General features: G+C 70.3%; 18 protein-coding genes, 3 pseudogenes and 1 riboswitch. Of the genes and pseudogenes, 10 read left to right on the top strand and 11 right to left on the bottom strand.

What is annotated here, in order from left to right:
- Positions 1 to 19: 19 nt before the first annotated feature.
- Positions 20 to 880 carry a helix-turn-helix domain-containing protein gene (locus ACFVT1_RS26390; RefSeq protein ID WP_389799818.1) on the bottom strand — a complete coding sequence of 287 codons (861 nt, stop codon included), beginning with the start codon at positions 878 to 880 and terminating at the stop codon, positions 20 to 22.
- A gap of 203 nt (positions 881 to 1083) precedes the next feature.
- Between ACFVT1_RS26390 and ACFVT1_RS26395 the strand changes: the two genes are divergently transcribed.
- Entirely contained in the window at positions 1084 to 1515 is a 432-nt protein-coding gene (locus ACFVT1_RS26395) for an ATP-binding protein (protein ID WP_389799821.1), read from the top strand.
- Positions 1516 to 1641: 126 nt separating this feature from the next.
- On the top strand, positions 1642 to 2214 hold the full coding sequence (locus ACFVT1_RS26400; RefSeq protein WP_389799823.1) for a dienelactone hydrolase family protein: 573 nt from the start codon (positions 1642 to 1644) through the stop codon (positions 2212 to 2214).
- A 205-nt stretch (positions 2215 to 2419) separates the two neighbouring features.
- Here the strand turns inward: ACFVT1_RS26400 and ACFVT1_RS26405 are convergent, their stop codons facing one another.
- Positions 2420 to 3358, bottom strand: coding sequence for a LysR family transcriptional regulator (locus tag ACFVT1_RS26405; protein ID WP_362210016.1), 939 nt, complete (start codon positions 3356 to 3358; stop codon positions 2420 to 2422).
- A 72-nt stretch (positions 3359 to 3430) separates the two neighbouring features.
- Between ACFVT1_RS26405 and ACFVT1_RS26410 the strand changes: the two genes are divergently transcribed.
- Positions 3431 to 4066: a LysE family translocator gene (locus tag ACFVT1_RS26410; RefSeq protein WP_389799824.1), complete on the top strand. Its 636-nt coding sequence runs from the start codon at positions 3431 to 3433 to the stop codon at positions 4064 to 4066.
- A gap of 68 nt (positions 4067 to 4134) precedes the next feature.
- Here the strand turns inward: ACFVT1_RS26410 and ACFVT1_RS26415 are convergent.
- The 5 genes and pseudogenes from ACFVT1_RS26415 to ACFVT1_RS26435 form a co-directional block, all read right to left on the bottom strand.
- Positions 4135 to 4605: pseudogene (locus ACFVT1_RS26415) on the bottom strand (C40 family peptidase); the annotation flags it as partial.
- Between the two features lie 3 nt (positions 4606 to 4608).
- Positions 4609 to 4795, bottom strand: a riboswitch (cyclic di-AMP (ydaO/yuaA leader).
- A gap of 380 nt (positions 4796 to 5175) precedes the next feature.
- Complete coding sequence (locus ACFVT1_RS26420) at positions 5176 to 5484, bottom strand: hypothetical protein (RefSeq protein ID WP_362210025.1); 309 nt, start codon at positions 5482 to 5484, stop codon at positions 5176 to 5178.
- A 7-nt stretch (positions 5485 to 5491) separates the two neighbouring features.
- Positions 5492 to 6127, bottom strand: coding sequence for an ATP-dependent Clp protease proteolytic subunit (locus tag ACFVT1_RS26425; protein ID WP_389800167.1), 636 nt, complete (start codon positions 6125 to 6127; stop codon positions 5492 to 5494).
- 358 nt (positions 6128 to 6485) lie between these two features.
- Positions 6486 to 6857, bottom strand: coding sequence for a hypothetical protein (locus ACFVT1_RS26430; protein ID WP_389799826.1), 372 nt, complete (start codon positions 6855 to 6857; stop codon positions 6486 to 6488).
- Between the two features lie 574 nt (positions 6858 to 7431).
- On the bottom strand, positions 7432 to 11133 hold the full coding sequence (locus ACFVT1_RS26435) for a S8 family serine peptidase (RefSeq protein ID WP_389799828.1): 3702 nt from the start codon (positions 11131 to 11133) through the stop codon (positions 7432 to 7434).
- A 263-nt stretch (positions 11134 to 11396) separates the two neighbouring features.
- Between ACFVT1_RS26435 and ACFVT1_RS26440 the strand changes: the two genes are divergently transcribed.
- Positions 11397 to 12413 carry a helix-turn-helix domain-containing protein gene (locus tag ACFVT1_RS26440; RefSeq protein ID WP_362201832.1) on the top strand — a complete coding sequence of 339 codons (1017 nt, stop codon included), beginning with the start codon at positions 11397 to 11399 and terminating at the stop codon, positions 12411 to 12413.
- Positions 12414 to 12603: 190 nt separating this feature from the next.
- Here the strand turns inward: ACFVT1_RS26440 and ACFVT1_RS26445 are convergent.
- Positions 12604 to 12873 (bottom strand): annotated as a pseudogene (locus ACFVT1_RS26445) (3'-5' exonuclease); the annotation flags it as partial.
- Between the two features lie 418 nt (positions 12874 to 13291).
- On the bottom strand, positions 13292 to 13978 hold the full coding sequence (locus tag ACFVT1_RS26450) for a FadR/GntR family transcriptional regulator (protein ID WP_389799831.1): 687 nt from the start codon (positions 13976 to 13978) through the stop codon (positions 13292 to 13294).
- Between the two features lie 59 nt (positions 13979 to 14037).
- Here ACFVT1_RS26450 and ACFVT1_RS26455 point away from each other — a divergent pair, with 59 nt between their 5' ends.
- Positions 14038 to 15240: an MFS transporter gene (locus ACFVT1_RS26455; protein ID WP_389799833.1), complete on the top strand. Its 1203-nt coding sequence runs from the start codon at positions 14038 to 14040 to the stop codon at positions 15238 to 15240.
- A 42-nt stretch (positions 15241 to 15282) separates the two neighbouring features.
- Here the strand turns inward: ACFVT1_RS26455 and ACFVT1_RS26460 are convergent, their stop codons facing one another.
- Positions 15283 to 15471 (bottom strand): hypothetical protein, encoded by a 189-nt coding sequence (locus ACFVT1_RS26460; protein ID WP_389800185.1) that lies wholly within the window; start codon positions 15469 to 15471, stop codon positions 15283 to 15285.
- 34 nt (positions 15472 to 15505) lie between these two features.
- Here ACFVT1_RS26460 and ACFVT1_RS26465 point away from each other — a divergent pair, with 34 nt between their 5' ends.
- The 3 genes from ACFVT1_RS26465 (at position 15506) to ACFVT1_RS26475 (ending at position 17487) form a co-directional block, all read left to right on the top strand.
- Positions 15506 to 15865, top strand: a complete 360-nt coding sequence (locus ACFVT1_RS26465) for a protein kinase (RefSeq protein WP_389799836.1) — start codon at positions 15506 to 15508, stop codon at positions 15863 to 15865.
- Positions 15866 to 16549: 684 nt separating this feature from the next.
- A complete protein-coding gene (locus ACFVT1_RS26470; RefSeq protein WP_389799838.1) occupies positions 16550 to 16759 on the top strand; it encodes a hypothetical protein in 210 nt (69 codons plus the stop codon).
- Positions 16756 to 17487 carry a restriction endonuclease gene (locus ACFVT1_RS26475; RefSeq protein ID WP_389799840.1) on the top strand — a complete coding sequence of 244 codons (732 nt, stop codon included), beginning with the start codon at positions 16756 to 16758 and terminating at the stop codon, positions 17485 to 17487. The genes ACFVT1_RS26470 and ACFVT1_RS26475 overlap by 4 nt, the downstream gene beginning before the upstream one ends.
- A 173-nt stretch (positions 17488 to 17660) precedes the next feature.
- Here ACFVT1_RS26475 and ACFVT1_RS26480 read toward each other — a convergent pair whose 3' ends face one another.
- On the bottom strand, positions 17661 to 17993 hold the full coding sequence (locus tag ACFVT1_RS26480; RefSeq protein WP_389799843.1) for a DUF6225 family protein: 333 nt from the start codon (positions 17991 to 17993) through the stop codon (positions 17661 to 17663).
- A 154-nt stretch (positions 17994 to 18147) separates the two neighbouring features.
- On the opposite strand from ACFVT1_RS26480, the pseudogene ACFVT1_RS26485 reads away from it, so the two are divergent.
- Both ACFVT1_RS26485 and ACFVT1_RS26490 read left to right on the top strand, forming a co-directional pair.
- A pseudogene (locus ACFVT1_RS26485) lies at positions 18148 to 19025 on the top strand (IS5 family transposase).
- Positions 19026 to 19552: 527 nt separating this feature from the next.
- On the top strand, positions 19553 to 21412 hold the full coding sequence (locus tag ACFVT1_RS26490) for a protein-arginine deiminase family protein (RefSeq protein ID WP_389799845.1): 1860 nt from the start codon (positions 19553 to 19555) through the stop codon (positions 21410 to 21412).
- Positions 21413 to 21432 lie beyond the last annotated feature (20 nt).

A 21432-nucleotide genomic window follows, 5' to 3' on the forward strand; every position in this document is an offset into this window, starting at 1 on the left:
CCTCTCGGGCAGTCCGGGGTCACTGACCGTCGCGGTCGATCGCGGCGATGAGCTCCAACGAGTGCTGGGGCGACAGCGCGTGTGACTGCATCGTGCGGAAGGCCGAGCTGTACGCCTCAAGGTCTTCTTTCCGCTCCAGGTAGAGGCTACTCGTCAAATGGTCGAGAACTACCACGTCCAGATCAGAAGTGTTCGGAAATGAGAAGATAACGAAAGGGCCGGTGAGGCCGGTGTATCCGCCGACCGAGAACGGCAGCAACTGAAGCTGCACGTGGGGCAGTTGAGCCACCCGAGTCAGATGGCGCAGCTGGTTGTGCATCACCCGGCACCCGCCGACCTGACGTCGCAGCACCGCTTCGTCGAGCACCGCGCTCAGCCGCAGCGGCGGATCGGTCCGCAGCACCCCCTGCCGGGCGAGCCGTACCTCCACCAGGGAGTCCAGCTGACGGGCGGGCAGCCCGTCGAGTGACGCCCGGGTCACCGCACGGGCGTAGTCCGCCGTCTGCAGGAGCCCGGGGACCACCGAGGTCTCCAGGGTCCGCGCGGTACGGGCCTGGGACTCCAGGCTGATGAAGTCGCGGTACTGGGGCGGAATCAGACCGCGATAGGCATGCCACCATCCGGTGCCGCCACCACCCGCCGAACCCGCCAGCGCCTCCAGGAGCGTGCGCAGTTGCGGATCGTCCACGCCGTATACGTCCAGCAGCCGTGCCACATCGGCCGGCCGCACTCCACTGACACCCGTCTCGATCCGGCTGACCTTCGACTGGTGCCAGCCGAGTATCCGCGCGGCGTCCCGACTGGTCAGTCCCGACGCATGGCGCAGACTCCGGAGCTCCTCCCCGAGCTTGCGGCGCCGTACCGCAGGGCCATGGTGCATCTGCGGCCTCCCTCCCTCTTCTGCCGAGCGGACAGTGTGGCGTCCGCATGCGGCCTTGTGCGGCAGGTTCACCGCATTGAGCGACAGATATATGCATATCTTGGTGGATCGCCGTCACAGGGGGCAGCATCAGTGGCAATCTGGCGCGAAGCGCAACCCGGACCGAACGTGGGTCGGTCCGGGTGGGAAAGGGGCGGCTCGCCATGGCAGACCACCAAGAAGCAAGCGTCACCCTGCCGAGCGAGCCGGTCTCGGTCGCGGCGGCCCGCAGATATGTGGACCGGGTGCTCACCGAATGGGGCCTGGCCGCCGGTACCGAGTTCGCCGACAGCATCCGGCTCATCGTCTCGGAGCTCGTGACCAACGCCGTCCAGCACACCTTCGGGCAGTCGCCCACCTTCACCGTGGACCTGAAACTGGAGCGGGAGGAGGAGTTGCGGATCGGGGTGACGGACAGTCACCCGCGCCGGCCGCGGCGACTGCCTGCCGCCGTTCAGCAGGACAACGGGCGAGGTTTGGTGATCGTCCGCTGTCTGGCCAAGGAACGCGGCGGCCGACTCGCCGTCACCCCCACCGCCGACGGCGGCAAGACGGTCTGGATCGAGCTCCCGTGGAACCTCCCCGTACAGAACTGACCGGCTTTTGTCCGCGGTGTTCTCCGCGGTCGGCCGACGGCTGCGGCAGGTTCGCCGAGCGCACTCCCCGGGCAGCGCGCTAGATTTGCGGATCGATCCCTGCCCGACGGCTGTTGGAGTTCCGCAGTGACCGAAGTTGTGCTGTTTCACCATGCTCAGGGCCTTACCCCGGGCGTGACGGCCTTTGCCGACGCATTGCGCACCGAAGGCCATACCGTGCATACGCCCGACCTGTACGAAGGCCGCACCTTCGACACCCTGGACGCGGGACTGGCGCATCTGGAACAGATCGGCGTCGACGAAATACTCGCTCGCGGCGTGCTGGCGGTGGCCGACTCACCGGCCGAGCTGGTCTACATCGGGTTCTCCCTCGGCGTGCTGCCGGCGCAGAAGCTGGCCCAGACGCGGCCCGGCGCCCGCGGTGCCGTATTCGCCCACTCGTGCGTGCCGAGTTCCTGCTTCGGAACGTGGCCGTCGCAGGTCCCGGTCCGCATCCACGCCATGGAGGAGGACCGTCTCTTCACCACCGAGGGCGACGCGGACGCCGCCCGCGCACTCGTCGACGAGGCTCCCGATGCCGCATTGTTCCTCTACCCCGGTGACCGGCACCTGTTCGTGGACAGCTCGCTGTCGGCCCACGACGCCGAGGCTGCCGCGCTGATGCTCGACCGCACACTGACGTTCCTCCGCTCGCGGTGAACCGGGTCCGGTGCCCGCGACCGGCCGGTCTCGGGGCCGACGCCGATCGGGCCCCGGGCGGCGATCCGCCCCCGCGAGGATCCCGCCCACCACCGCGCGGCGACGGCCGAACGGCCCGAGCGGAGTCGGGCCCGCGGGCGACGGCCCGGCGGGGCGCCGGCCGCCGGACGGGGCGGTGGGATGCCGCACGTCCCCGACCGCGTGATCATCCGCCCTCGCCGCCCGGTCGCCGGGCCGACGCCGCCCGTCCGAACCCACTGCGCAACAGCGCCTGAAGCGTCGCCGCGGCGGCGCTCGCCCGGTCACCGCGGTGCACCACCGAGATCGTCCGCCGGAACGAGGCGGGTTCGAGCCGTCGTACGGACAGTGGCGTCGGCGACATTGCGGCGACCATCTCCGGGACGACCGCCATCCCGATGCCCGCGCTGACCAGCGCGCAGACCAGCGCGTAGCCGGGCGACTCGCAGACCACGGCGGGTGTCGCCCCCGCCCGGGCCAGCGCCTGTTCCACCCCGCGACGCGGCGGATGTGTCGGCGCACTGCTGATCAGCGGCCGTCCCGCGAGCTCCGTCACCGGCAGCCGACCGGTGCCTTCGGCCAGCATCTGCCCCACCTCCGTGATCAGGACCAGTTCCTCGACCAGCAGCGGCTCGGCGAAGACGCCGGAGGGCCAGGCGGCCGGGGGTGCCGGCTCGTACACGTGGGTCAGCGCGAGGTCGACCTCGCCGGCGGCCACCGCGGCGACGCCGTCCGGTGGCTCGTACTCGGTGACCGCCAGTTCCACGTCCGGGTGGGCGCGGCGGAAGGCGCTCAGGACCGGCGGCAGCAGATGGATGCCCGCGGTGGTGAAGGTACCGACCCGGAGGCGCCCGCCGGAGAGCCCGGACAGCCGGGCCAGCTCGTGACGGGCCCGGTCCATCTCGTCGAGGATCCGCCGGGCGCGCCCGGCCAGCAGCTCTCCCGCCGCGGTGAGGCGCGCCCCCCGGTGGTGGCGCACCAGCAGCGCGGCGCCCGCCTCCCGCTCCAGCTTGGCGAGCTGCTGGGAGAGGGCGGGCGCGGTGTAGCCGAGGCGGGCGGCGGCCCGGGTGATCGATCCGGCCTCGGCGACCGCCACCAGCGCCGCGAGCCTTGTCGGGTCGTACATGAAGCGTTCCTTTTGGCAGACCCAGAAGATTGCAAGTACACGCTAAAGGCTCCGTTGGTCCAGGGTGGACCCATGGACGCACAACTGATCGCCTTCACCGGGGTCGCCGCGGGCATGGTCGCGCTGCCGGGCGCGGACTTCACCGTCGTCGTACGCAACGCGCTCGCCTCCCGGTCGGCGGGGGTGGCGACCGCGCTGGGCGTTGCCGGGGGACTCCTCGTGCACACCGCGCTTGCCGTCGCCGGGCTCGCCGCGGTGCTCGTGGCGGTGCCCGTCCTGTTCCGCACCGTCCAGCTGCTCGGCGGGGCCTATGTCCTCTACCTGGGCATCAGCGCCCTGTACGCGATACGGCGCCGCACCACCACGGACACGGAGGGGACCGCGGACGAACCGGCCGGCCGGGGATCCCTACGCGCGCTGCGTCAGGGGTTCCTCACCAATGCCCTCAATCCCAAGGCGCCGGTGCTCTTCCTGAGCCTGTTGCCCCAGTTCGTTCCCGACGGGCAGCCGCCGCTCCCGAGGACCTTGCTGCTCGCGGTGATCGTCGTGCTGCTCGCCCTGGTCTGGTTCCCCGCCGTGGCGCTTCTGGTGGACCGGATGGGCCGGTGGCTGCGCCGGCCGCGTGCCGCCCGCGCCATCGAGGGCGGCAGCGGCGCGGCGCTCACCGCGTTGGGGCTGGTGCTGGTGTCGGGTCCCCTGGTGCACTGAGGCCCCTCCGTGCCGAGGTTCCGCTGCGCCGAGAAGGGCGGACCGGCGCCGGAGGCCGGGCTCGTCCGGCGGACCCGCCCGTAGTAGACGCGCTTCGTCCAGATCTTCTCCAGCCGGACCACCGCGCCGGTCCTCGGCGAGTGCCAGATCTTGTTGTGACCGGCGTAGATCCCGACGTGGTAGACGCTGCGGCCGGAGTGGAAGAAGACCAGATCGCCGCGTTGCCTGTGCGAGGCCGAGATGTGGCGGGTCCTGTTGTACTGCTGCTGGGCCGTGCGGGGGAGCTTCTTGCCCGCCTTCTTGAACGCATAGGACGTCAGGCCCGAGCAGTCGAAGCGGTTGGGGCCGGTGGCCCCCCAGCCGTACGGCGAACCCTTTTTGGAAGCGGCGACCTTGAGCGCCTTCACCGAGAGAGTCGCTGCCTGGGCTTCCGGAGCGGCGCCGGGGGCGAGCATGGTGCCGCCGACGGCGGCCAGAGTCAGAACCGAGGCCGTGCCGGCCCGGGCGAGCAGAGACGGGACATGAACCTGCGCAGTCATGCGCAACCCTTCGTCAGCCGCCTGTGAAGGATGACCTGTCGGGTTCGGGCTGGCGAAGTTGCCCGGCCGCGCTCGGCGGCTTCACCCCGAGGGCCGACCGTTGATCCGGTCGACCCGTTGTGCTCGGGTCCTCCACTCCTGCCGATCCACTTCTGTCGACCAGTCATCCGGGCGGCGGCAGGACTCGGCGTCCGCCCGGACCGCCCCGCCGCGGTGGCGGGGGCTTGTCGTCCCAGGGATCTTGACTCACCGACTGCCGGATTTCCGAGGGGAAACAGCGATTTGTGAGGCTCCTCACGACTGATCCGTTCGGGTGGAGCCGACGCTTTCGGGGAGCCCTGGCGGTCACTCGGACCGGTCCCGCACCAGGGCGGAATCAAGGATTCCGTCCACTGCTCATCCGAAAAACGCAAGTTGAGATATCGCTCGTGAGGGGGACTCTCTACGCCGAAAGAGCGAGGAATTCCGACGTGGCCACCGGGCGTGTCGCGAAGGGGAGTTGGCTGACCCCTCGGGCGGGGTGGGGGGAGTTGGGCGGGCGGTGCCGGGGCCCGGTGAAGAACCGGCTGATCAACTTGCCGGTGCGGGGGGTACGGTGACGCGTCCGGCCCGCCGTTCCCCGTCCAGTACCCGCAGCGCCCGCGCCAGGGTGGCGGCGTGGATCCGCGCCTCGCCGCGCTCGTGCATCAACACGAGGGCGTCCCGCAGTGCGCCGGCCCGTGAGGCCAGTGCCTGTGCGGCCCGCAGGGCGCTGTAGGTGTCGCTGCCGTGGGCCGGGTTGATGCGGCCCAGTTGGTCGAGGACTTCGAGATAGCGGTCGATGAACTCCCCCTCGGCGCGTGTCAGTGCGGGGAGCGGCGGCAACTCTGGCGGCTGCATCGGGCGTTCACCGCGTGCCGTGCGGCGGGAGCGACGACTTCCGGTTCTCCGTGATGTGGTCCACCAGGCCGTAGGCCTTGGCGCCCGGGGCATCGAGGATGAGATCGCGCTCGATGTCGGTGGCGATTTGCTCGGCGTCGCGGCCGGTATGACGGGTCAGCAGTGTGATGAGCATCTCGCGGACCCGTTCCCATTCCCGGGCCTCGATCGCCAGATCGGACGGCTGGCCCTGCACCGGCTCGGTGAGTGCGGGCTGCTGCACGATGACCCGGGCGCTGGGCAGTGCGTGCCGCCTGCCGGGAGCGCCCGCCGCGAGCAGCACCGACGCGCAGGAACCCGCCTGGCCGAGGCAGTAGGTCTCCACCTCGCAGGTGAGGTACTCCATCGTGTCGTAGATCGCGGACATGGCCCCGAACGAGCCGCCGGGGGAGTTGATGTAGAGGGCGATGGGCCGGTCCGGGGCGGCGTGTTCCAGATACATGAACTGGGCGATCAGATCGTTGGCCGCGGTGTCGTCGACCGGCGTACCGAGGAAGACGATCCGTTCGGCGAGCAGCTTGGAGTACGGGTCGAGGGTGCGGGTCCCGTTGCTCGTGCGCTCGGTGAACTCGGGCAGCACGTAGCGGGCGGCGGGGTGGAACAGCATGGACGGTGCCTTTCCTCCGGGATCTGTACGGCTTTTGCGCAAGCGGGGTCTGCGCAAGCCTCTGTAAAAAATGTACAGGACGTACAGAAGGTTATGATGGAGCATGATCCTGGTGATCCACTAAAAGTCCCAGGTCAGAGGCCGTTTTGGCTGTTCGCCGAGGGCGGAAATCTCGTAATCTCTCTAGACGTCTTGATCATCAGGCTGCTTCGCCCTCACTGAAACCGAGTAGAGAGGTGAGGTGGTCCGAGGCGACGCGGAGGTCCTCGGGGCTCGGGTGGACGTACACCCGCTTACGACTCGGTACGCGATTGAAGTCTGGGCGCGCCGGCCTGGCGGGTCGGCCGGTGGATGATCAGCAGGCGGCCTTCCGGGCGAGCACGGGTTCGGTGCTCGTGTGCCGCCGGGTGGGCCTGCGGGCCGCGCGGTCGGAGACCAGTCCGGCGATGGCGGCGTGGGACTCGCGTCGGCCGGGGTATCGCTGGAGCGGCCGCCCCTTCTTCTCCTCGCCGATGGTGTGCTCCACGCAGATCCGCGCGGAGGACCGCCGTCGGCGCGCTTCGCGCCAGGCGCAGTTCTCGCCCAGCGGCACTTTGTCCTTCGGCTTGCGTGGCGGTGCCTGGACCTGGTTGGGGAAGTCGTTGGCCAGGCCCCGGTATCCCTCGTCGACCTTCGCCTTGACCTGCGGATGCAGACACAGCTGTTCGACGATGCCTTCGATGCGCATCGTGGTCTGGTCGTGCAATCTGCCGGGCCGGTCGGCCCCGGACCACAGCTGCCGGGGTGCGCAGGGGGATGCCGGGCCGGTCGGGGACGGCGAAACCGCGGACAGCCGGCAGCGGGCGGATCTCGTGGATGGCACCGGCTCCCGAGTCGCAGCGTTCACCACGACGTTCGAAGCGGCGGAGGACTGGAGGTACAAGGCAGCGGCAACCAGCCCGCACAGCACCGGCTGGTACAGCCCCCGCTGGGCGGAACGATTCCGAACCCCAGGCACCGACGGACAAGTCGCTCGGGTACGGCTTGCGCTCGGTCACCCCGCCAGCACGGCCAAGCGCACCGACCAGCAGATTCGCTCCAGACTCACACGGGAGCAATGCTCAGAACCTGTGGATCGGCCGGGAGGACGCACCTTCCCTGGTGATTGACGACAGGTCACCGAGCAAGGCCGACGTCGCCGCGTCGGTCGGGAAGGAATGTCCGGGCTCACCGTGGTCAACGCCGACGGAACCACCAGTGGCAGGGCATCACTGCTGGGCGCGCACGCCGGGGCGCCTACGGTGCAGGCGCCCCGGCATCGGTCAGCGGCGGATCTGGTAGGCGCGGGTCACCGTCTGCTCGATGGTGTTGCCATCGGCATCGGTGGCCTGCACGCGCAGCGACACGAAGCCCGCGTTCACGGGGTTGCCGATCGTGCCGTTGAGGCCGCCGTCGAGGCGGACCTGCCGCCAGTTGGCGCCGTCGTCGTATGAGGCCCACAGCTTCGCCCCGGCGAGCTTCAGACCATTCAGGCCCTTGGGGTAGCGCACGCCCAGTCCGATGCGGGTGGTGGAATGCGGCCGGGCGCTGTTGGCCTGGTCGACGTCGAGTCGGTAGTCGACCGACAGGACGGGGAGCAGGGTCAGTCCTTCCTTCCGCTCGGAGTGGAATCGCCAGTCGGTGCGCACCTTGGTGGAGGTCGTCCAGCCGGGGGCGTCCCGCTGCACGTCGGTGACCACGCGGTATTCAGCGCGCTGTGCCGTCATCGGGAAGGCGACGGGCGCCGAACCGATGCTGCCGAGGAGTTGGCCGTCCCGGTAGACGGTGGACAGCGCCTTGTCGCTGCCGGCTTCGGCGGAGAAGGACTGGTCCGGCGCGGTGTCGAGCAGACCGCCCGACGCCACCACACCGACATCGCCCTGCCGAACGGCCGCATTGGACTGTGCGTCCGGCAGCGCGGTGCGTACCACGGCCTTGTTCCAGTCGCGGTGCACGCGCTGTCCGGCCTTGAGCGTCGAGGCGTTCGTCATCTTCCAGGAGCCGTCAGACGTCCACACGGGACCTGCCTTCACCGCTTCCCAGGTGGGCACGTCCGCGGAGACGTACTCGGTCCGGGAGCGCGGCAGGACCACCCGATCGAAGCCGAAGTACGCCGTCGGCTGCATCGGCGAGCGCGTCAGCCGGGCGTATCCGCCTTCGGTGGCCGGCGTCGAGGCGTGGAACGAGGAGTCCACGGTGGCCAGTTCCTCGTTGCGTACCCGGTAGCGCTGGTCGGCGGGGATGCCACCCTTGCGGTACTTCAGCAGCTCGTAGGAGTACGGGCTCACCGCCGTACCGGAGATCCTGATCATGGCGTTGTCCAGGGCCGCCAGCTTCTCGCCCTGGGTGCCGGAGAGGGTCATCGCCGGGATCTTGGTGGCCGTTGGGCCCCAGTTGCCGGTGAGCCAGTTCTCGGGGATGTCGTTGTAGATGAGGATGGCGAGCGCACCGGCGCTCGCGGCGTCGTCGACCTGCTCTCCCGCCGTGCGCTCGGCGCTCCGCTTCACCAGGGCGAGCTTGCCCCGGACGTTCTCTCCGGCCTTCGCCACGCGCAGGACGCGGGTGCCGTCGATACGTGCGGAGCCCGTCCAGCCCTCGAAGTAGGCCGCGTCCAGGGTCCGGTTGCCGTGCCCGACGAGGCGGGCGTCGAGTGCGGGTGCGCCGAGCGACCAGCCGACGCGCGATTCGAAGCGCTCGTTCGCGGTCTGCGACGGGATGGAGTACACGGCCGTCTCGCCGTCCAGCCACGTCTCGCGGTCGTGGATGAGGCCACCGTCCACGGCCTGGAAGTTCAGACCGACGCGGGCTCGGTTGGTCTCCGTCGGCCGGGAGGTGGTCATGGTGACCGGGCCGGCCTTGGCACCGTCCAGAGTGAAGGTCCGATCGGAGTCGATCACCGTGCCCGGCTGGGCGGCGTAGGTGTACTCCTCAAGCCGGCTCCAGTCGGAGTTGTAGTGGAAGATCTCCGAGATGAAGGCGTGCTCGCCGCGCGGTACCCGCACCACGACGGTCCCGTCCGCTGCGACCGGGTACGTCTCGGGTAGTTCGGAGCGGTCCAGCCGCCAGGCGGTGACCGCGGCGATGCCGCTCGTCGGCTTGCCGTCGCGGTCGAGCACCTTCAGCGTAACGTCGAAGCGCTGTACGTCCCGGCCGAAGCCGACCGCGGTCACTGCCGCCGTCCGCCCGTCGGCGGAGACCGCGGTGACGTGCGCGCCGTGGGATCCGGTCGTCACGCCGACGGTGTTGAGGGTGAGGCCGACCTCGGCGGTGCCGTGCGCCGGCACGGTCACCGAGTCGGCTCCCAGGCTGAGCACTCCGGCCGGCAGTTCCTCGCCCGCGTTCTCGACCTTCAGGGCGAGGGTGACCGGCTGGTCGCCGTCGTTGACGTACTCGATCTTCTTCCCGACCGGGGCGGTGGCGTCCCAGTCCCGCAGTCCGAAGTCGGCCGTGCCGCTGGCCGATACGGGCTGCCGGAGTGCGCGTGCCACGTCCACGCGGCCGGCGCCCTGGGCGTAGACGGAGGTGGCAGCGGTGGTCTTGGCCGTACTGATCAGCTGGCTCTTCAATCGGGCCGGCGTCCAGTCGGGGTGGCGCTGCACAAGGATCGCGGCGGCGCCGGCCACGTGCGGCGTGGCCATGGAGGTGCCACTCGCGGTGGTGTACGAGCCGTCCACCGGTGTGCCCATCGTCGTGCCGGCGGCGCGGGCGGCAACGATCCGCGAGCCCGGCGCGGTGATCTCCGGCTTGAGCCCGCCGTTACCGCCTCGCGGGCCCCGGCTGGAGAAGTCGGCGACTGCGTCGGTGGAGTCCACGGCGCCGACCGTCAGGGCCGCGTCGGCGGCTCCGGGTGAGCCGACGGACGTCGCCGCGGGGCCGCTGTTGCCCGCCGCGATGGTGAACAGCACGCCGGTCTGCGCCGTCAGTTCGTTGACCGCCAGCGCCATGGGGTCGGTGCCGTCGGCGCCTTCCCCGCCGCCCAGGCTCATGGAGATGACCTTCGCCCCCGAGTGCGCGGCCCAGTCCATCCCTTCGATGATCGAGGATTCCGAACCGGTGCCGCCGTCGTCGAGCACCTTGCCCACGACCAGTCCGGCGCCCGGTGCCACGCCCCGGTACTTCCCGCCGGAGGCGGCTCCGCTTCCCACGATGGTGGAGGCGACGTGGGTGCCGTGGCCGTGCCCGTCGCGCACCGTCTCGCCGGGGACGAAGCTGCGGCTTTCCACGATGCGGTCGGCGAGGTCGGGGTGGGTGGCGTCGACACCGGTGTCCAGCACCGCGACCTTCACGCCGGTGCCGTCGAAACCGTCCTTCCACGCCTCCGGGGCGCCGATCTGCGGGACGCTTTTGTCTAGGAGCGCCTTGACCTGCCCGTCCAGCCAGAGGCGCTGGACGCCGCCCGAAAGGCGGGCCTTGGGGGTACCCGCACGGGCGCTGTCGTCGTCGACGGCCTCCCAGAACGCGTCGCCCTTGCGTTTGTCGGCGCTGACGGCGGCTCCGCGTACGCCGGGGAGTTTCCGTGTGAGGCGGGCTCCGCCGGGTGCGGTGTCCTTGGCGCCGGACGCGTAGCGCACGATCATCGGGGTCGACGCGTGGTGGGCATCGTCGTACCCCTGGGCGATGAGCTGGGTGACGTTGAACAGCCGGCTGTCCACCTGGCCGTTGTGCACCAGCGCTTCGACGTCGCGCGGGATCACGTACACATCGGTGCCGACGGTGTACGTCCGCAGCTCGGCCGCACTGCGGTGGTACGGGGTGATGTTGACGGCGAGGGTCTTGCTCGCCCTCGTGGCCACCGTCACCTGGTCTCCGGTGACGAGGGTGACCTTCGCGGTGCGGACTTCTGCCTGGGACGGGGTGGTTACCGCGTCCTCCCCGGACTTCGGTGCGGGGGTGGCACCGTACACCAGGCCACCGCCGGCCAAGGTGGTGGCCAGGGTGGTCGCCAAGGTGAAGCTGAGCAGTGCGGCTCTTCGCCTGAAACGCATGCTGAACGTTCTCCTTCCGCCGGCAGGGAGGGTTCCGCGACCGGCGGGTCAAGCCTCGGCAGGAAGGGGCACCGACGCTACGGTCGCGCCTGTCGAAGAAGTGACATGTCCGCTCGCCGACACTTCGCGCATATCGAAGTCGGATGGTCGTCGTGCGTGATAAAGCGGACAACGTTCCGGTGTGCGGGTGTGGTTAGATCACGCTGTGTCCGTTGGGTGGTACATCGGTTGGGGTGGGTGGGGGCGTCGTGGGAGGCGGACACATGCTGGAGGCCGCGGGGATCGGGGCGGGGGAGGAGCGGGTGTACCGCTTCCTCGTCGGGGTGCGTGAGGCTGATGCCGCGGTGATCGCCGAGCAGCTGGGGCTCGACGTGGCGCAGACACACAGGCTGTTGGCCTCGCTCCACGACAAGGGGCTGGTGGGGCGGGTGGCCGTTTCGCCGGCGGGGGGCGCGGTGCGCTATGTGCCGGTGGCGCCCGATGCCGCGCTGCGTCCGCTGCTGCTGCGTGGGCATGAGGCGCTGGAGTCGGCGCGGCGGGGGGTGGAGCAGCTCACCGAGGAGTACCGGGCCGGGGGGCGGCGGTATGACGCAGGGCAGCTTGTCGAGGTGATCACGGGGGCGAGTGTGATCCGGCAGCGGCTGCGTCATATGGCGTACGGGGCCAGTGAGATGCGGTGGCTTTGCAAGGCCGGCCATGTGGCCATGCCTGCGGCGGAGAACGACGAGGAGTGGGAGCTGCTCGCCCGCGGGGTGCGGTACGAGGCCATCTATGAGCGCGCGCTGCTGGAGGAGCCCGGCATGGTCGACAACGTTGCCCGGAGCATCCGCGCGGGTGAGCAGGCGCGGGCTACCGGGACGCTGCCGGTGCGGATGGTGATCGCGGACGGTTCGATCGCCATCTGCCCGCTGATGCACGGCGGTTCGGGTGGTTCGCTGGGGGAGCCGACGGCCGCGGTGGTACACGGCAGCAGCCTGCTCGACGCGCTGATCGCGCTGTTCGAGAGCCAGTGGGCGGCGGCGTCGCCGCTGCACGTCACGGACTCCGGTGAGCTGGCCGACTTCGGCGGCAGTCCGCGGCCCGGTGCGAACGTCGCCGACGACGAGCGGTATCTGCTGTCCCTGGTCGTCGCCGGGGTCGCGGACAAAGCGATCGCCTCGCAGCTACGAGTCAGCCAGCGCACGGTGCAGCGCCGGATCCAGGTGCTGATGCAGCGCGCCGGCGCCGCGACGCGGACGCAGTTGGTGTGGCAGGCGGCGCGGCGGGGGTGGCTGCCGTGAGAGAGGGATGGCTGTCATGAAGCAGCGAACCTGTTCTTCCAGTTGATCTCCGGCCGCCGACCGCGGGCCATCTTCGGGGCGCCCATGCCTATCAGCCGCGCTATGAGGCGAGTTCCCTCTCACGCGCTTGAGAGCGAACCGAGAACCGGCCAACGCCGCCCTCCCATGGGTGGGGAGGGCGGCGCCGGGGTCAGATCGGAAGGTAGGGGCTGGGCTTGTGGTGCCAGCTGATGTTCAGCGCGTCGCGGGCCCGGGTGGTCGCCACGAACAGCAGGGAGCGCGCCTTGCGCTGTTCGCGCTCGTGGCGGGGAGGGTCTTCGGTGCGGAAGCGCTCGATGGCGTTGGTGCGGGGGATGATGCCGTCACTGGCGCCGACAATGGCGAGGCGCTGGTATTCGAGGCCCTTGAAGCGGTGCATGGTGCCGACGTGGACTTCGCCGTCGCCCACTTGTTGCGGCCCGTGATCTCGGCGCCGATGTTGCGCGGCCGCCACCGCGTACCTGCCCGTGCCGGCACATCGGTTGTGCCGCGTGAGCGTGGCTGTTGGGTCGCCTCAGTATGGCTTGGGCCGCCGCTGTCCTGTCGTCCTGACGGCGCGAAAGGGCCCCGCGGAGAAACCTGCAGATACGCCTGCTCAATGCCGTACGGCGGGGAGGCCCGCCACCGTGGCCTCATACTCCTCGACCAGACGCCAGACGATTTCCGCCGCAGGCATGAGAGCTCAACCAACGTCCGCGCGAGACCCATGGCTGTCGCACTCCGGCAGAGGTCTACGCCGGCCTCCTGAACAGCGGCGATGCGCTGACCGCTTGAGCTCGCCATCGTTGCCGACCGGTAGCCCGCGAAGGTGGGCGGCGTCGGGGCCGGGTGGGGGCGCATCACCTCGTGGAGCGGTGCCATTCGGCGGTGGCGCTGATGTTGATGTCGGCCTGGCGGGCGGCTTCGGCGGGGTCCTGGCCGCGCAGGGCGGCCAGGAGGTCTTCGTGTCCTGCGGGATCGGCGCCGTTGAACCCGGGCCGCTCCCAGAGGCCGGACATCGACGCGCGCAGCGGTTCGGTGAGGTTGCGGTACAGCTCGGCGAGCAGCGCGTTGCCCGAGGCGTCGACGACGCGGGTGTGGAACTCCCAGTCGGCGCTGACCCAGCCTTCGAAGTCCCGGGCCGCCCAGGCTTCCGCGCGGCGCTCCAGTGCGGCGGCCAGGGCGGCGAGGTCGTCGTCGGTGACGTGGGTGGCGGCGAGGTGGGCGGCCTTGCCTTCGAGGGCGGCGCGTACGTCGAGGAGCTCGGCGGAGGCCCGGTCGGCGTAGAGGCGCTGGACAGCGCCGGAGAGCTCGCTGGCCGCCCGCACGTAGGTGCCGTCGCCCTGGCGGACCTCCAAGAGGCCGGCGTGGGCGAGGGCGCGGACGGCCTCGCGGACGGTGCCGCGGGCGACCCCGAGCTGGCGCATCAGCTCCGGTTCCGGCGGGATCCGGGTGCCCACGGGCCACTCGCCGCTCGTGATCTGCCGGCGGAGCGTGTCGAGCACCTCGGTGGACAGTGAGGGGCGGCGTACCGGGTCCAGGCTCATACAGCCATCATACATCCGATGATTTGACTGATAAACATCAAACGTCTTACGTTTTACGCATGACGACGACCACCTTCACCACCGGCAGGCCCCTCGGCCACACCCGCGCCGCCTGGCTCGCCGGAGCCGGCGTGGTGCTCATCGCGCTCAACCTCCGCCTCGGCATCAGCAGCGCCTCCGCCCTCCTCGACGCCCTGCGGACCGACCTCGGATTCGGTTCGGCGGCTGCCGCCGCACTCCCCGCTCTGCCGACGCTGAGCTTCGCCGCCGCCGGCTTCTTCACCGGCCGCATCGCCGGCCGCCTCGGGGCCGAGCGGACCGTGCTGCTCGCGCTCGCGGCACTCACGGCCGGGCTCGCCCTCCGCGGCATCCCCGCCACCTGGGCGCTGCTCGGCGGAACCGTCCTGGCCATGTCCGGCCTCGCCCTGTGCAACGTCCTGCTGCCGCCCCTGCTCCGCGCCCACTTCCCGGCCCGGATCGCGCTGCTCACCGGCGTGTACACGACCGTGATGGCACTCGGCTCGACTCTGGGCGCGGCCGTCGCCGTACCGCTCTCTGCCTGGGCAGGCTCACCCTCTCTGGGGCTGGCCGTGTGGGCGATGCCCGCGCTGCTGGCCACGCTGGTGTGGGCGTTCGTTCGGGCACCCGTGGCCCGCCCCGCGTCCTCTTCGGAGGGTTGCGGGATGTATGTGTCTCCGTGGGCGATGGCGCGTACCCGGCTCGGGGCGCTGGTGACCGCGTACTTCGCGCTCCAGGCGCTGAACTGCTACGCGATCATCGGCTGGCTGCCCACGATGCTGTCCGAGCAGGGCATGTCGGGTGGCGGTGCGGGCGGCATCCTCGCGGTGTCCCAGGCCGTCGGGGTCCCGGCCACCTTCATGGTGCTCGCCTTCGCCCGCGCACCGGGCCGGCTGCGGCTCGCCTTCATGGCGATCTCGGCGGCGATGCTCGCCGGATTCACCGGGCTCCTCCTGGCCCCGGTGGCCCTGCCCGTCGCCTGGGCCGTCCTGGTCGGGTTCGGGCTGTGCTCCTTCCCCCTGGTACTGGCGGTGATCGGCAACAGCGGCAGCGGCCCCGCCGAGACCACCGCGCTCTCCAGCCTCTCCCAGTCCCTCGGCTACCTGGTCGCTGCCCTCGGCCCGTTCGCCGTCGGCCTGCTGCGCAGTGCTTCCGGCGGCTGGACCCTGCCGGTGGCGGCGCTGCTTGTCACTGCCGCGGCGCAGCTCGCCGTCGGGATGGCTCTTTCCGCCCAGCGGCGCTGACCGGCGCAAGGGTTCCGGCCTGGGCCCCAGTGGTGGACCGCCTCATTCATCCCCGTCGCCGTCTTCGTCCAGCTCCTGCGCGTCCGGGTCGCGCAGTGGGCGCAGGGCGCCGGCGGCCGGGGTGGAGGCGGTGAAGCTGTAGCGGCCGAGCAGATTCAGGTTGCGGTGCTTGAGCGGCGAGAGCCGGGCGATGTCCTCGTCCTGTCCCACCCGCACATCGTCACCGTGCACGACTTCGGCTCCGCGATGTACGACGGGCGGCCGTATGCCTGAGCTGCTTCGCGGAAAGCCTCTCAACCTGGTGCTGGAAAGCGGGCGGCTGCCCCTGCCCGAGGTCGTGCGCACGGCGGCCTGTGTCGCTGACGCCCCGGGGAGCGCGCACGAGGCGGGCCCGACCCACCGGGACATCAAGCCGTCCGACGTCATCGTTCGCTCCAACAGCAAGGCGAAGGCCGTCGACTTGGGCATCACCAAGAGCAGCGACGCCCGGCACGACATCACCACCGGCGTCCTGATCGGCATCCCGGCCCACAGGGCGCCCGAGTGCTCCAGTGGCGCCCTCGACCACCGCTCCGACCTGTACTCCCTCGGATGCGTGATCTACGAGATGATCACCGGCAACTGACTTTCACCGGGACTTCCTCGCACCTGATCAACCAGCACCTCAACGAGCAGCCGGCTCCCTTGCTCAAATTTCGGCTCGCCACCCCGTCGGAGCTGGTGGGCTCTCGTCACCCGGCTCCTGGCCAAGAATCCCGATGACCGCCCGGCCGGTGCCTTCGAGGTCGTGCCGGCCCTCCGTGAAATCGACCGGCGGTACTTCGACGAGGAATTGCCCACTCGCGGGGCGGACAGATATGTCCGGTCCACGGTGAGCTCTCGCATCGCGGCCTTCGGGGCAGTCACACGGCTTCTCCTCGCCGACCGGCACCCCTGCCCGGCCTGCGCTTCCGCTTCCGGTGCGCTCGGTGCGGAGGGCTGCAAGTCCTGCCAAGGAACCGGCGAGGTTTCCGTAGAAACAGCCCACCGGATCCGGATTCCCCCGGAGCGAGTCCCGGGCAGCGACCGCGACTCAGAGGACTGGGCTGGCCCGGTAGAACCGGCGGGGAGGCGGGTGACCTCTTCTGGCCTGACGCCCCGGCAGAGGGCCAAGCACAGCCGCACGCGGTATTCGGCCAGGTCCGATGGCTTTGTGCCATTCGCCGGTAACCCGCCTCCAACATCGCTGAGGCCCGGCTACACAAGGACGTCGGGGTGCGCTTTGCCGCCCCCGCGTGGTGATGGCCGATCGTTGGGGGGTCTGAACACAGTGCTGACCATCAACGTGGCCGTGCTGCTCGCGGTCATCGTCGTCATCCGGTTGCGTCGGCGTACGCATTCTCGGAGTCGGCTGGATGAGAAGTTCACCGTCGTCATCGTTCTGGCGCTGGGGGTGCTCATCGCACCGACACCGGTGGGCCAGGGGTTTATGGACTTCCTCGGCCAGCTCGCCAGTGGCGTCACTCAGGCCGGCCGGTGAGCCCCCGCGCACGCAAGAACCGGGTGGCGGCGAGCAGGCGCCCGCCAGTGCGGCGGCGGACCCGCAGGCCGGGCAGGCGCCGACAGCGAGCGGACGACCGGCTCATCGGTTTCCTCGTGCTCGCGGCCCTGGCCGTCGCCTTGGTGGTGGCCGTCGTCAACTGGCTGCTGGCCCACTGGTGGATCCTGATCGCCATCGGTGTGCTCGCCGTGCTGGCCGGCTGCGGCTGGCTCTACCACAAGCAGCAGCAGGCGCGGTGGGAAGCAGTCCGCGCGCAGGGCCTGCGCTACGGGCTACCCCAGCTGGATGCCCTGCACCATTCCCAGTTCGAGGACGCGGTGCGGGACCTGATGCGCCGGGACGGCTGCCGGGACGCCGTCCGAGTCGGGGGAGGCGGGGATCTGGGCGCGGACGTGAAGGCCACCGACCCCTACGGGCGGCACTGGGTGATCCAGTGCAAGCACCGGCGCAAGGGTCTCGCCGGCTCTGCGGTGGGGACCCCGGACCTCCAGGTCCTCAACGGCACCGCCCGCCAGGTCCACGACGCCGACGTCGCGGTCATCGTCACGAACGGCCGCGTCACAGGGCCGGCGGTGAACTTCGCCGAGCAGCAGCGCCTCCACGTCGTCGACCGCCACACCCTCGCCGTATGGGCTGCCGGCTCCCGCCCACTGTGGGAACTGCTGCGCGCCGTCCCGCCGCCACGCAAACCAACCTCGCTCTCCTAGGGATCAGCGGCACAGAGCCGCATCCCGGGCGAGAAGCATCCCGGGGCGGCCTGACCGGGCTGCGCGGGGCCAGAGGACCACGGCCACCGCGCGGCCCGCCGTGTCTGTCGGTGGCGGGGCTATGTATACGGGTTGCGGTTCTGGCTCAGGTTGTGTGGAGCGGACACGATGTATCAAGTCTGCTGCCAGGTGCTGGGGAGCAGACCGGGAGGTATCAAGGCCTTGCGTGTCCAAGCGGGGTACCCGGTGTAGTGGGCGAGGTAGCCCCTCTCGAACTCTGGCAGTTCCACGCCGCTGAGTTCCAGTGTCGGCGTACCCATGGCACTGGCACTGGAGTCCTCGTAGGCCTTCTCGGATGCGGCGACGAAGTCCCGGTATCCATCGAAGTCGCCGGGGTCGCCTGCCACACCGATGCGGATGGGCGCGTCATTGGGCAGGTCGCTGAGCGCGTCGCGAAGCGGCGCGGCTTTCCAGACCTGCGGGGTGTGCTCGAAGACGTCGGTCATGGGAACAGGGTGCCGGGCCAGACCCCGCCACCGGTGGAGACACGGCTACGCCCTGGGCCAGAGCACTGAGCCTTTTCCAACCTGACGCTGATGGCCGCGTGTTGGACGGTTCTGCGGAACGGCGAAGCTCCTGGTAGCCAGGTTCTCGGCCGGGATCGCCCGCAGCTACCAGGAGCTTCGTGCGCTTGTCTGCCCGTCGTCGATCGACCTGTCCAGTCGCACGCTGCGGTGCCTGACCGAACGGCTCGCTGTGCGGCGTGGGGAGATCGGGACCGGTGGCGGCGTCTGACCGCCGGTCGTCAGGCTCTCCTCGTCCTGGCCCATTTGCGATGCGGTGACACGTACGCCCAGCTCGCCGCGGGGTTCGGCATCGGTATCGCGACCGTATGCCGCTGCTTCGCGAAGTGGACGAAGGAAGGCGTGTTCGCCCAGCTCAACGGCGCGCTCAGGCAGCTCTTGCGGCAGAAGGAAGGGCGGGACGCCGAACCGTCGGCCTGCGTGATCGACGCGCAGAGCGTCAAGACCTCCACCAGCGTCCCCACCTCCGGCCAGGGCATCGACGCCGGGAAGAAGATCGTGGCCCGGAAGCGGAGCATCGTCACCGACACGCTCGGCCTCCTGCTCGCGGTGCTCGTCACTGCGGCAAGCGTGCAGGACTCCGTGGCCGGTACCCAGCTCCTCGACCAGGTCGCCGCCGAACACCCCGACATCCGCGAGGTCTGGGTCGACGGCGGTTACCGCCGACACCTCGTCGAGCACACAGCCACCCTCGGTATCGACATGGAGATCACCGCCCGCACCCCCGGAACCAGGGGCTTCACCCCCATACCAAAGCGATGGGCGGTCGAGCGGACCTACGGCTGGCACATGCTCCACCGCCGCCTCGCCCGCGACTACGAAACCCTGCCCGCCCGCTCCGAAGCCGTGATCCACCTCGCCGTGACCGGCCTCACGGCCCGTCGTCTCACCGGCGGAGCCACCGTCTCCTGGTGCGGCCCGACACCACAGACCAAACAGCAGATACCGGAATAAAACACTGGGAGAAAGCGACCTCCAAGTGTGTTGGGCTACGGCACAGCTGCAAGCGGAGGAGCAGTCCGATCAGGCGGCAGATCTCCGCGACGGACAGGGCGATCAGGCGGGTTCGTCCAAGGGCTCTGCCCTCTTTGGCAGTTCCTGGGCACGGATGGCGGTCAGTGCGGCGAGTGAGGCCGTGGACGGGGTGATGTGCCGGTATCAGGCGTCGAAGCAGAGGTCCTGGTAGTAATCCGGGCCGCGCTCGTCATTCGAGGCCCGGAAGCACCGCCGGGTCCGCGCACGTCCCGGTCGGCCGATCCGCCGAAAGGATGAGACGGCCGTCGCCTCCCGCACGGGAACCAGCCATCGGGTGGATGCCCCGTCCACGGTCCGTGGCCGAGGGTGGGGCCATGGACGACGAAACACTGTTGGCCCTCTCGGCCACCGCCTCCGGATCCCGCGCTGCCGGGCGCCCGCGCCACCGGCGCTGCCGCCTTTTGCCCGTGAGCGTGGGTGCACTGGGAACTGCTCTCCTCACGGTCGTGACCGGGACGTTCCCGGTACAACCGGCGCACGCCGCGCCTCCCGGGCCGGTGATCCGAGCGGATACGAACAGGGACGGCCTGATCACTCCGGACGACGACTCCGGCAAGGACACCTGGACCCGCCACCGCGGTGCGCTGATGCTGCCCAACGTGGACGACGACCGGCGGCGTTGCCCCACCGAGGGCCCCGGAGAGGCGCGGTTGCCCGACAAGCGCCTGGCGGACTGCAACGATGCCACGGACACCGTGGTCAACGGCCCTGCCGACCTCGCGGACCTCGCGCCGGTGCACATCACCGCCGCCTCGCGCGCCATGGCCGGCACCACCGCCACCGTCGCTGCCGACCCGGCCTCCCGGAAGCATGTCCGGATCTTCGCCGAGCGCCGTGGCCGCATGGTCCTGCTGAGGCCCGACGACCGGCTGACCACCGACGAACTGCGCCACGGCATCCGGCTGGGCGTGGAGGCCACGGATTTCGTACGCGACCCCCAGAAGTGGGCGGGCTTCACCGACATCGTTCTCAAGGTGGGACGCGAGGGCGCCATGACCGAGGACCGGGTACGACTACGGGTCGCGCCGCTCGTGTTCCAGCACGACCTGATGCCGATACAGCACATGATGACGGCTGATCACAGCACCGAGCCGGCCGAGGTGGAGCGCGGCAAGCACTACGACCCCGCCGTGCAGCCACGGCCCGTGAAACCGGGGGAAGCCGCGTTCCGCCGCGATCTGCGACGCGGTCTCGACCGGGCCGGGTTGCCCGCCCCGCTGTACAATTACCCCACCGGCGGCGATGTCTGGATGCAGGACCTGTTCAAGACCGCCTACGCGTCCATCCCCGCGCCGGGCGGCCGGGAACACCGCGTCACCGTCATCATGCGGTCCGCAGACGTGATGCCCGGCACGGCCACACGCGACTTCCCGCTCAGGGACGCCTCGCGGAGCGTGTTCCCGCTGCTCCGCGGTCCCGGCACGGGAGTGATTCAGCAGTACGATCCCCGGCGCGTCGGCAGCGACGACAGCTTGTACTACGGTTCGTTCAGCTCCACCGGGAACTTCGGAACCATCCCGCCGTACACCTGGCGAGGCCACCGTTACCCGGTGGGCCGGGTCATCTACGGTGGTACGGGAGGCAAGGAATCCCCGGACGCCTCCTTCGTCCGGATGCTCGACGCGCAGGGCTACCAGCGGCCGATCGTGGTGGACAGCAGCTGGCTGGGGGTCGGTCACATCGACGAGTTCCTGTCCTTCGTCCCGGCCAGGAACGACCAGGGCTGGGTGGCCGTTGTCGCCGACCCCGAACTGGGACGGAAACTGCTGGAAGATCTCGTGGAGCGCGGTCGGGGCGGGGAGCCGCTGGTCCGCGGGATTGCTCCGCAGGACACCGAGGATCCCGGTCTCACGGTCGCCGACGCGTTGCGCAAGCCCTCACTGACCCGGGGCACGGAGATCGCCCGAAAGGGCATCGACTCCGCTCTGCGCACCCTTCGCGAGCAGGCGGGGCTGACGGAACGCCATGTCGTCCGTGTGCCCGCTCTCTTCAACCGGCTCGACGTGCCCGCCGGGTATCCGCGCCGGGACGTGGTTGCCAACTACCTGCCCGGCGCGGCCAACGGCGTGAGCACCGGCACCGGGGTCTACCTGGCGCCACGCCAGCACGCCCCGGACGCCGACGGCCAGGACGTCTTCGAGCGGGCGGCCGAGAAGGCCCTGAGCGGCACGGGCACCCGGATTCACTGGGTGGAGGACTGGGCCTACTCGCACCACCTCGGCACCGTCGGCGGAGAGGTGCACTGCGCGACCAACGCGCTGCGAAGCCTGTCCGGAACCCGGCCGTGGTGGACCGAGCGGGACTGATCCCGGTCCCGGGGCGCCAT

Source organism: Streptomyces sp. NPDC057963 (assembly GCF_042887155.1).
Taxonomy (GTDB): Bacteria; Actinomycetota; Actinomycetes; order Streptomycetales; family Streptomycetaceae; genus Streptomyces.

What these genes read in the sequence shown, in the direction of transcription:
- ACFVT1_RS26455 (WP_389799833.1), top strand. Translation starts at nt 14,038, where the DNA reads ATGACGACGACCACCTTCACCACCGGCAGGCCCCTCGGCCACACCCGC.
- ACFVT1_RS26405 (WP_362210016.1), bottom strand. Translation starts at nt 3,358, where the DNA reads ATGTACGACCCGACAAGGCTCGCGGCGCTGGTGGCGGTCGCCGAGGCC.
- ACFVT1_RS26450 (WP_389799831.1), bottom strand. Translation starts at nt 13,978, where the DNA reads ATGAGCCTGGACCCGGTACGCCGCCCCTCACTGTCCACCGAGGTGCTC.
- ACFVT1_RS26395 (WP_389799821.1), top strand. Translation starts at nt 1,084, where the DNA reads ATGGCAGACCACCAAGAAGCAAGCGTCACCCTGCCGAGCGAGCCGGTC.
- ACFVT1_RS26435 (WP_389799828.1), bottom strand. Translation starts at nt 11,133, where the DNA reads ATGCGTTTCAGGCGAAGAGCCGCACTGCTCAGCTTCACCTTGGCGACC.
- ACFVT1_RS26390 (WP_389799818.1), bottom strand. Translation starts at nt 880, where the DNA reads ATGCACCATGGCCCTGCGGTACGGCGCCGCAAGCTCGGGGAGGAGCTC.
- ACFVT1_RS26465 (WP_389799836.1), top strand. Translation starts at nt 15,506, where the DNA reads ATGCCTGAGCTGCTTCGCGGAAAGCCTCTCAACCTGGTGCTGGAAAGC.
- ACFVT1_RS26430 (WP_389799826.1), bottom strand. Translation starts at nt 6,857, where the DNA reads ATGCGCATCGAAGGCATCGTCGAACAGCTGTGTCTGCATCCGCAGGTC.
- ACFVT1_RS26410 (WP_389799824.1), top strand. Translation starts at nt 3,431, where the DNA reads ATGGACGCACAACTGATCGCCTTCACCGGGGTCGCCGCGGGCATGGTC.
- ACFVT1_RS26420 (WP_362210025.1), bottom strand. Translation starts at nt 5,484, where the DNA reads ATGCAGCCGCCAGAGTTGCCGCCGCTCCCCGCACTGACACGCGCCGAG.
- ACFVT1_RS26480 (WP_389799843.1), bottom strand. Translation starts at nt 17,993, where the DNA reads ATGACCGACGTCTTCGAGCACACCCCGCAGGTCTGGAAAGCCGCGCCG.
- ACFVT1_RS26440 (WP_362201832.1), top strand. Translation starts at nt 11,397, where the DNA reads ATGCTGGAGGCCGCGGGGATCGGGGCGGGGGAGGAGCGGGTGTACCGC.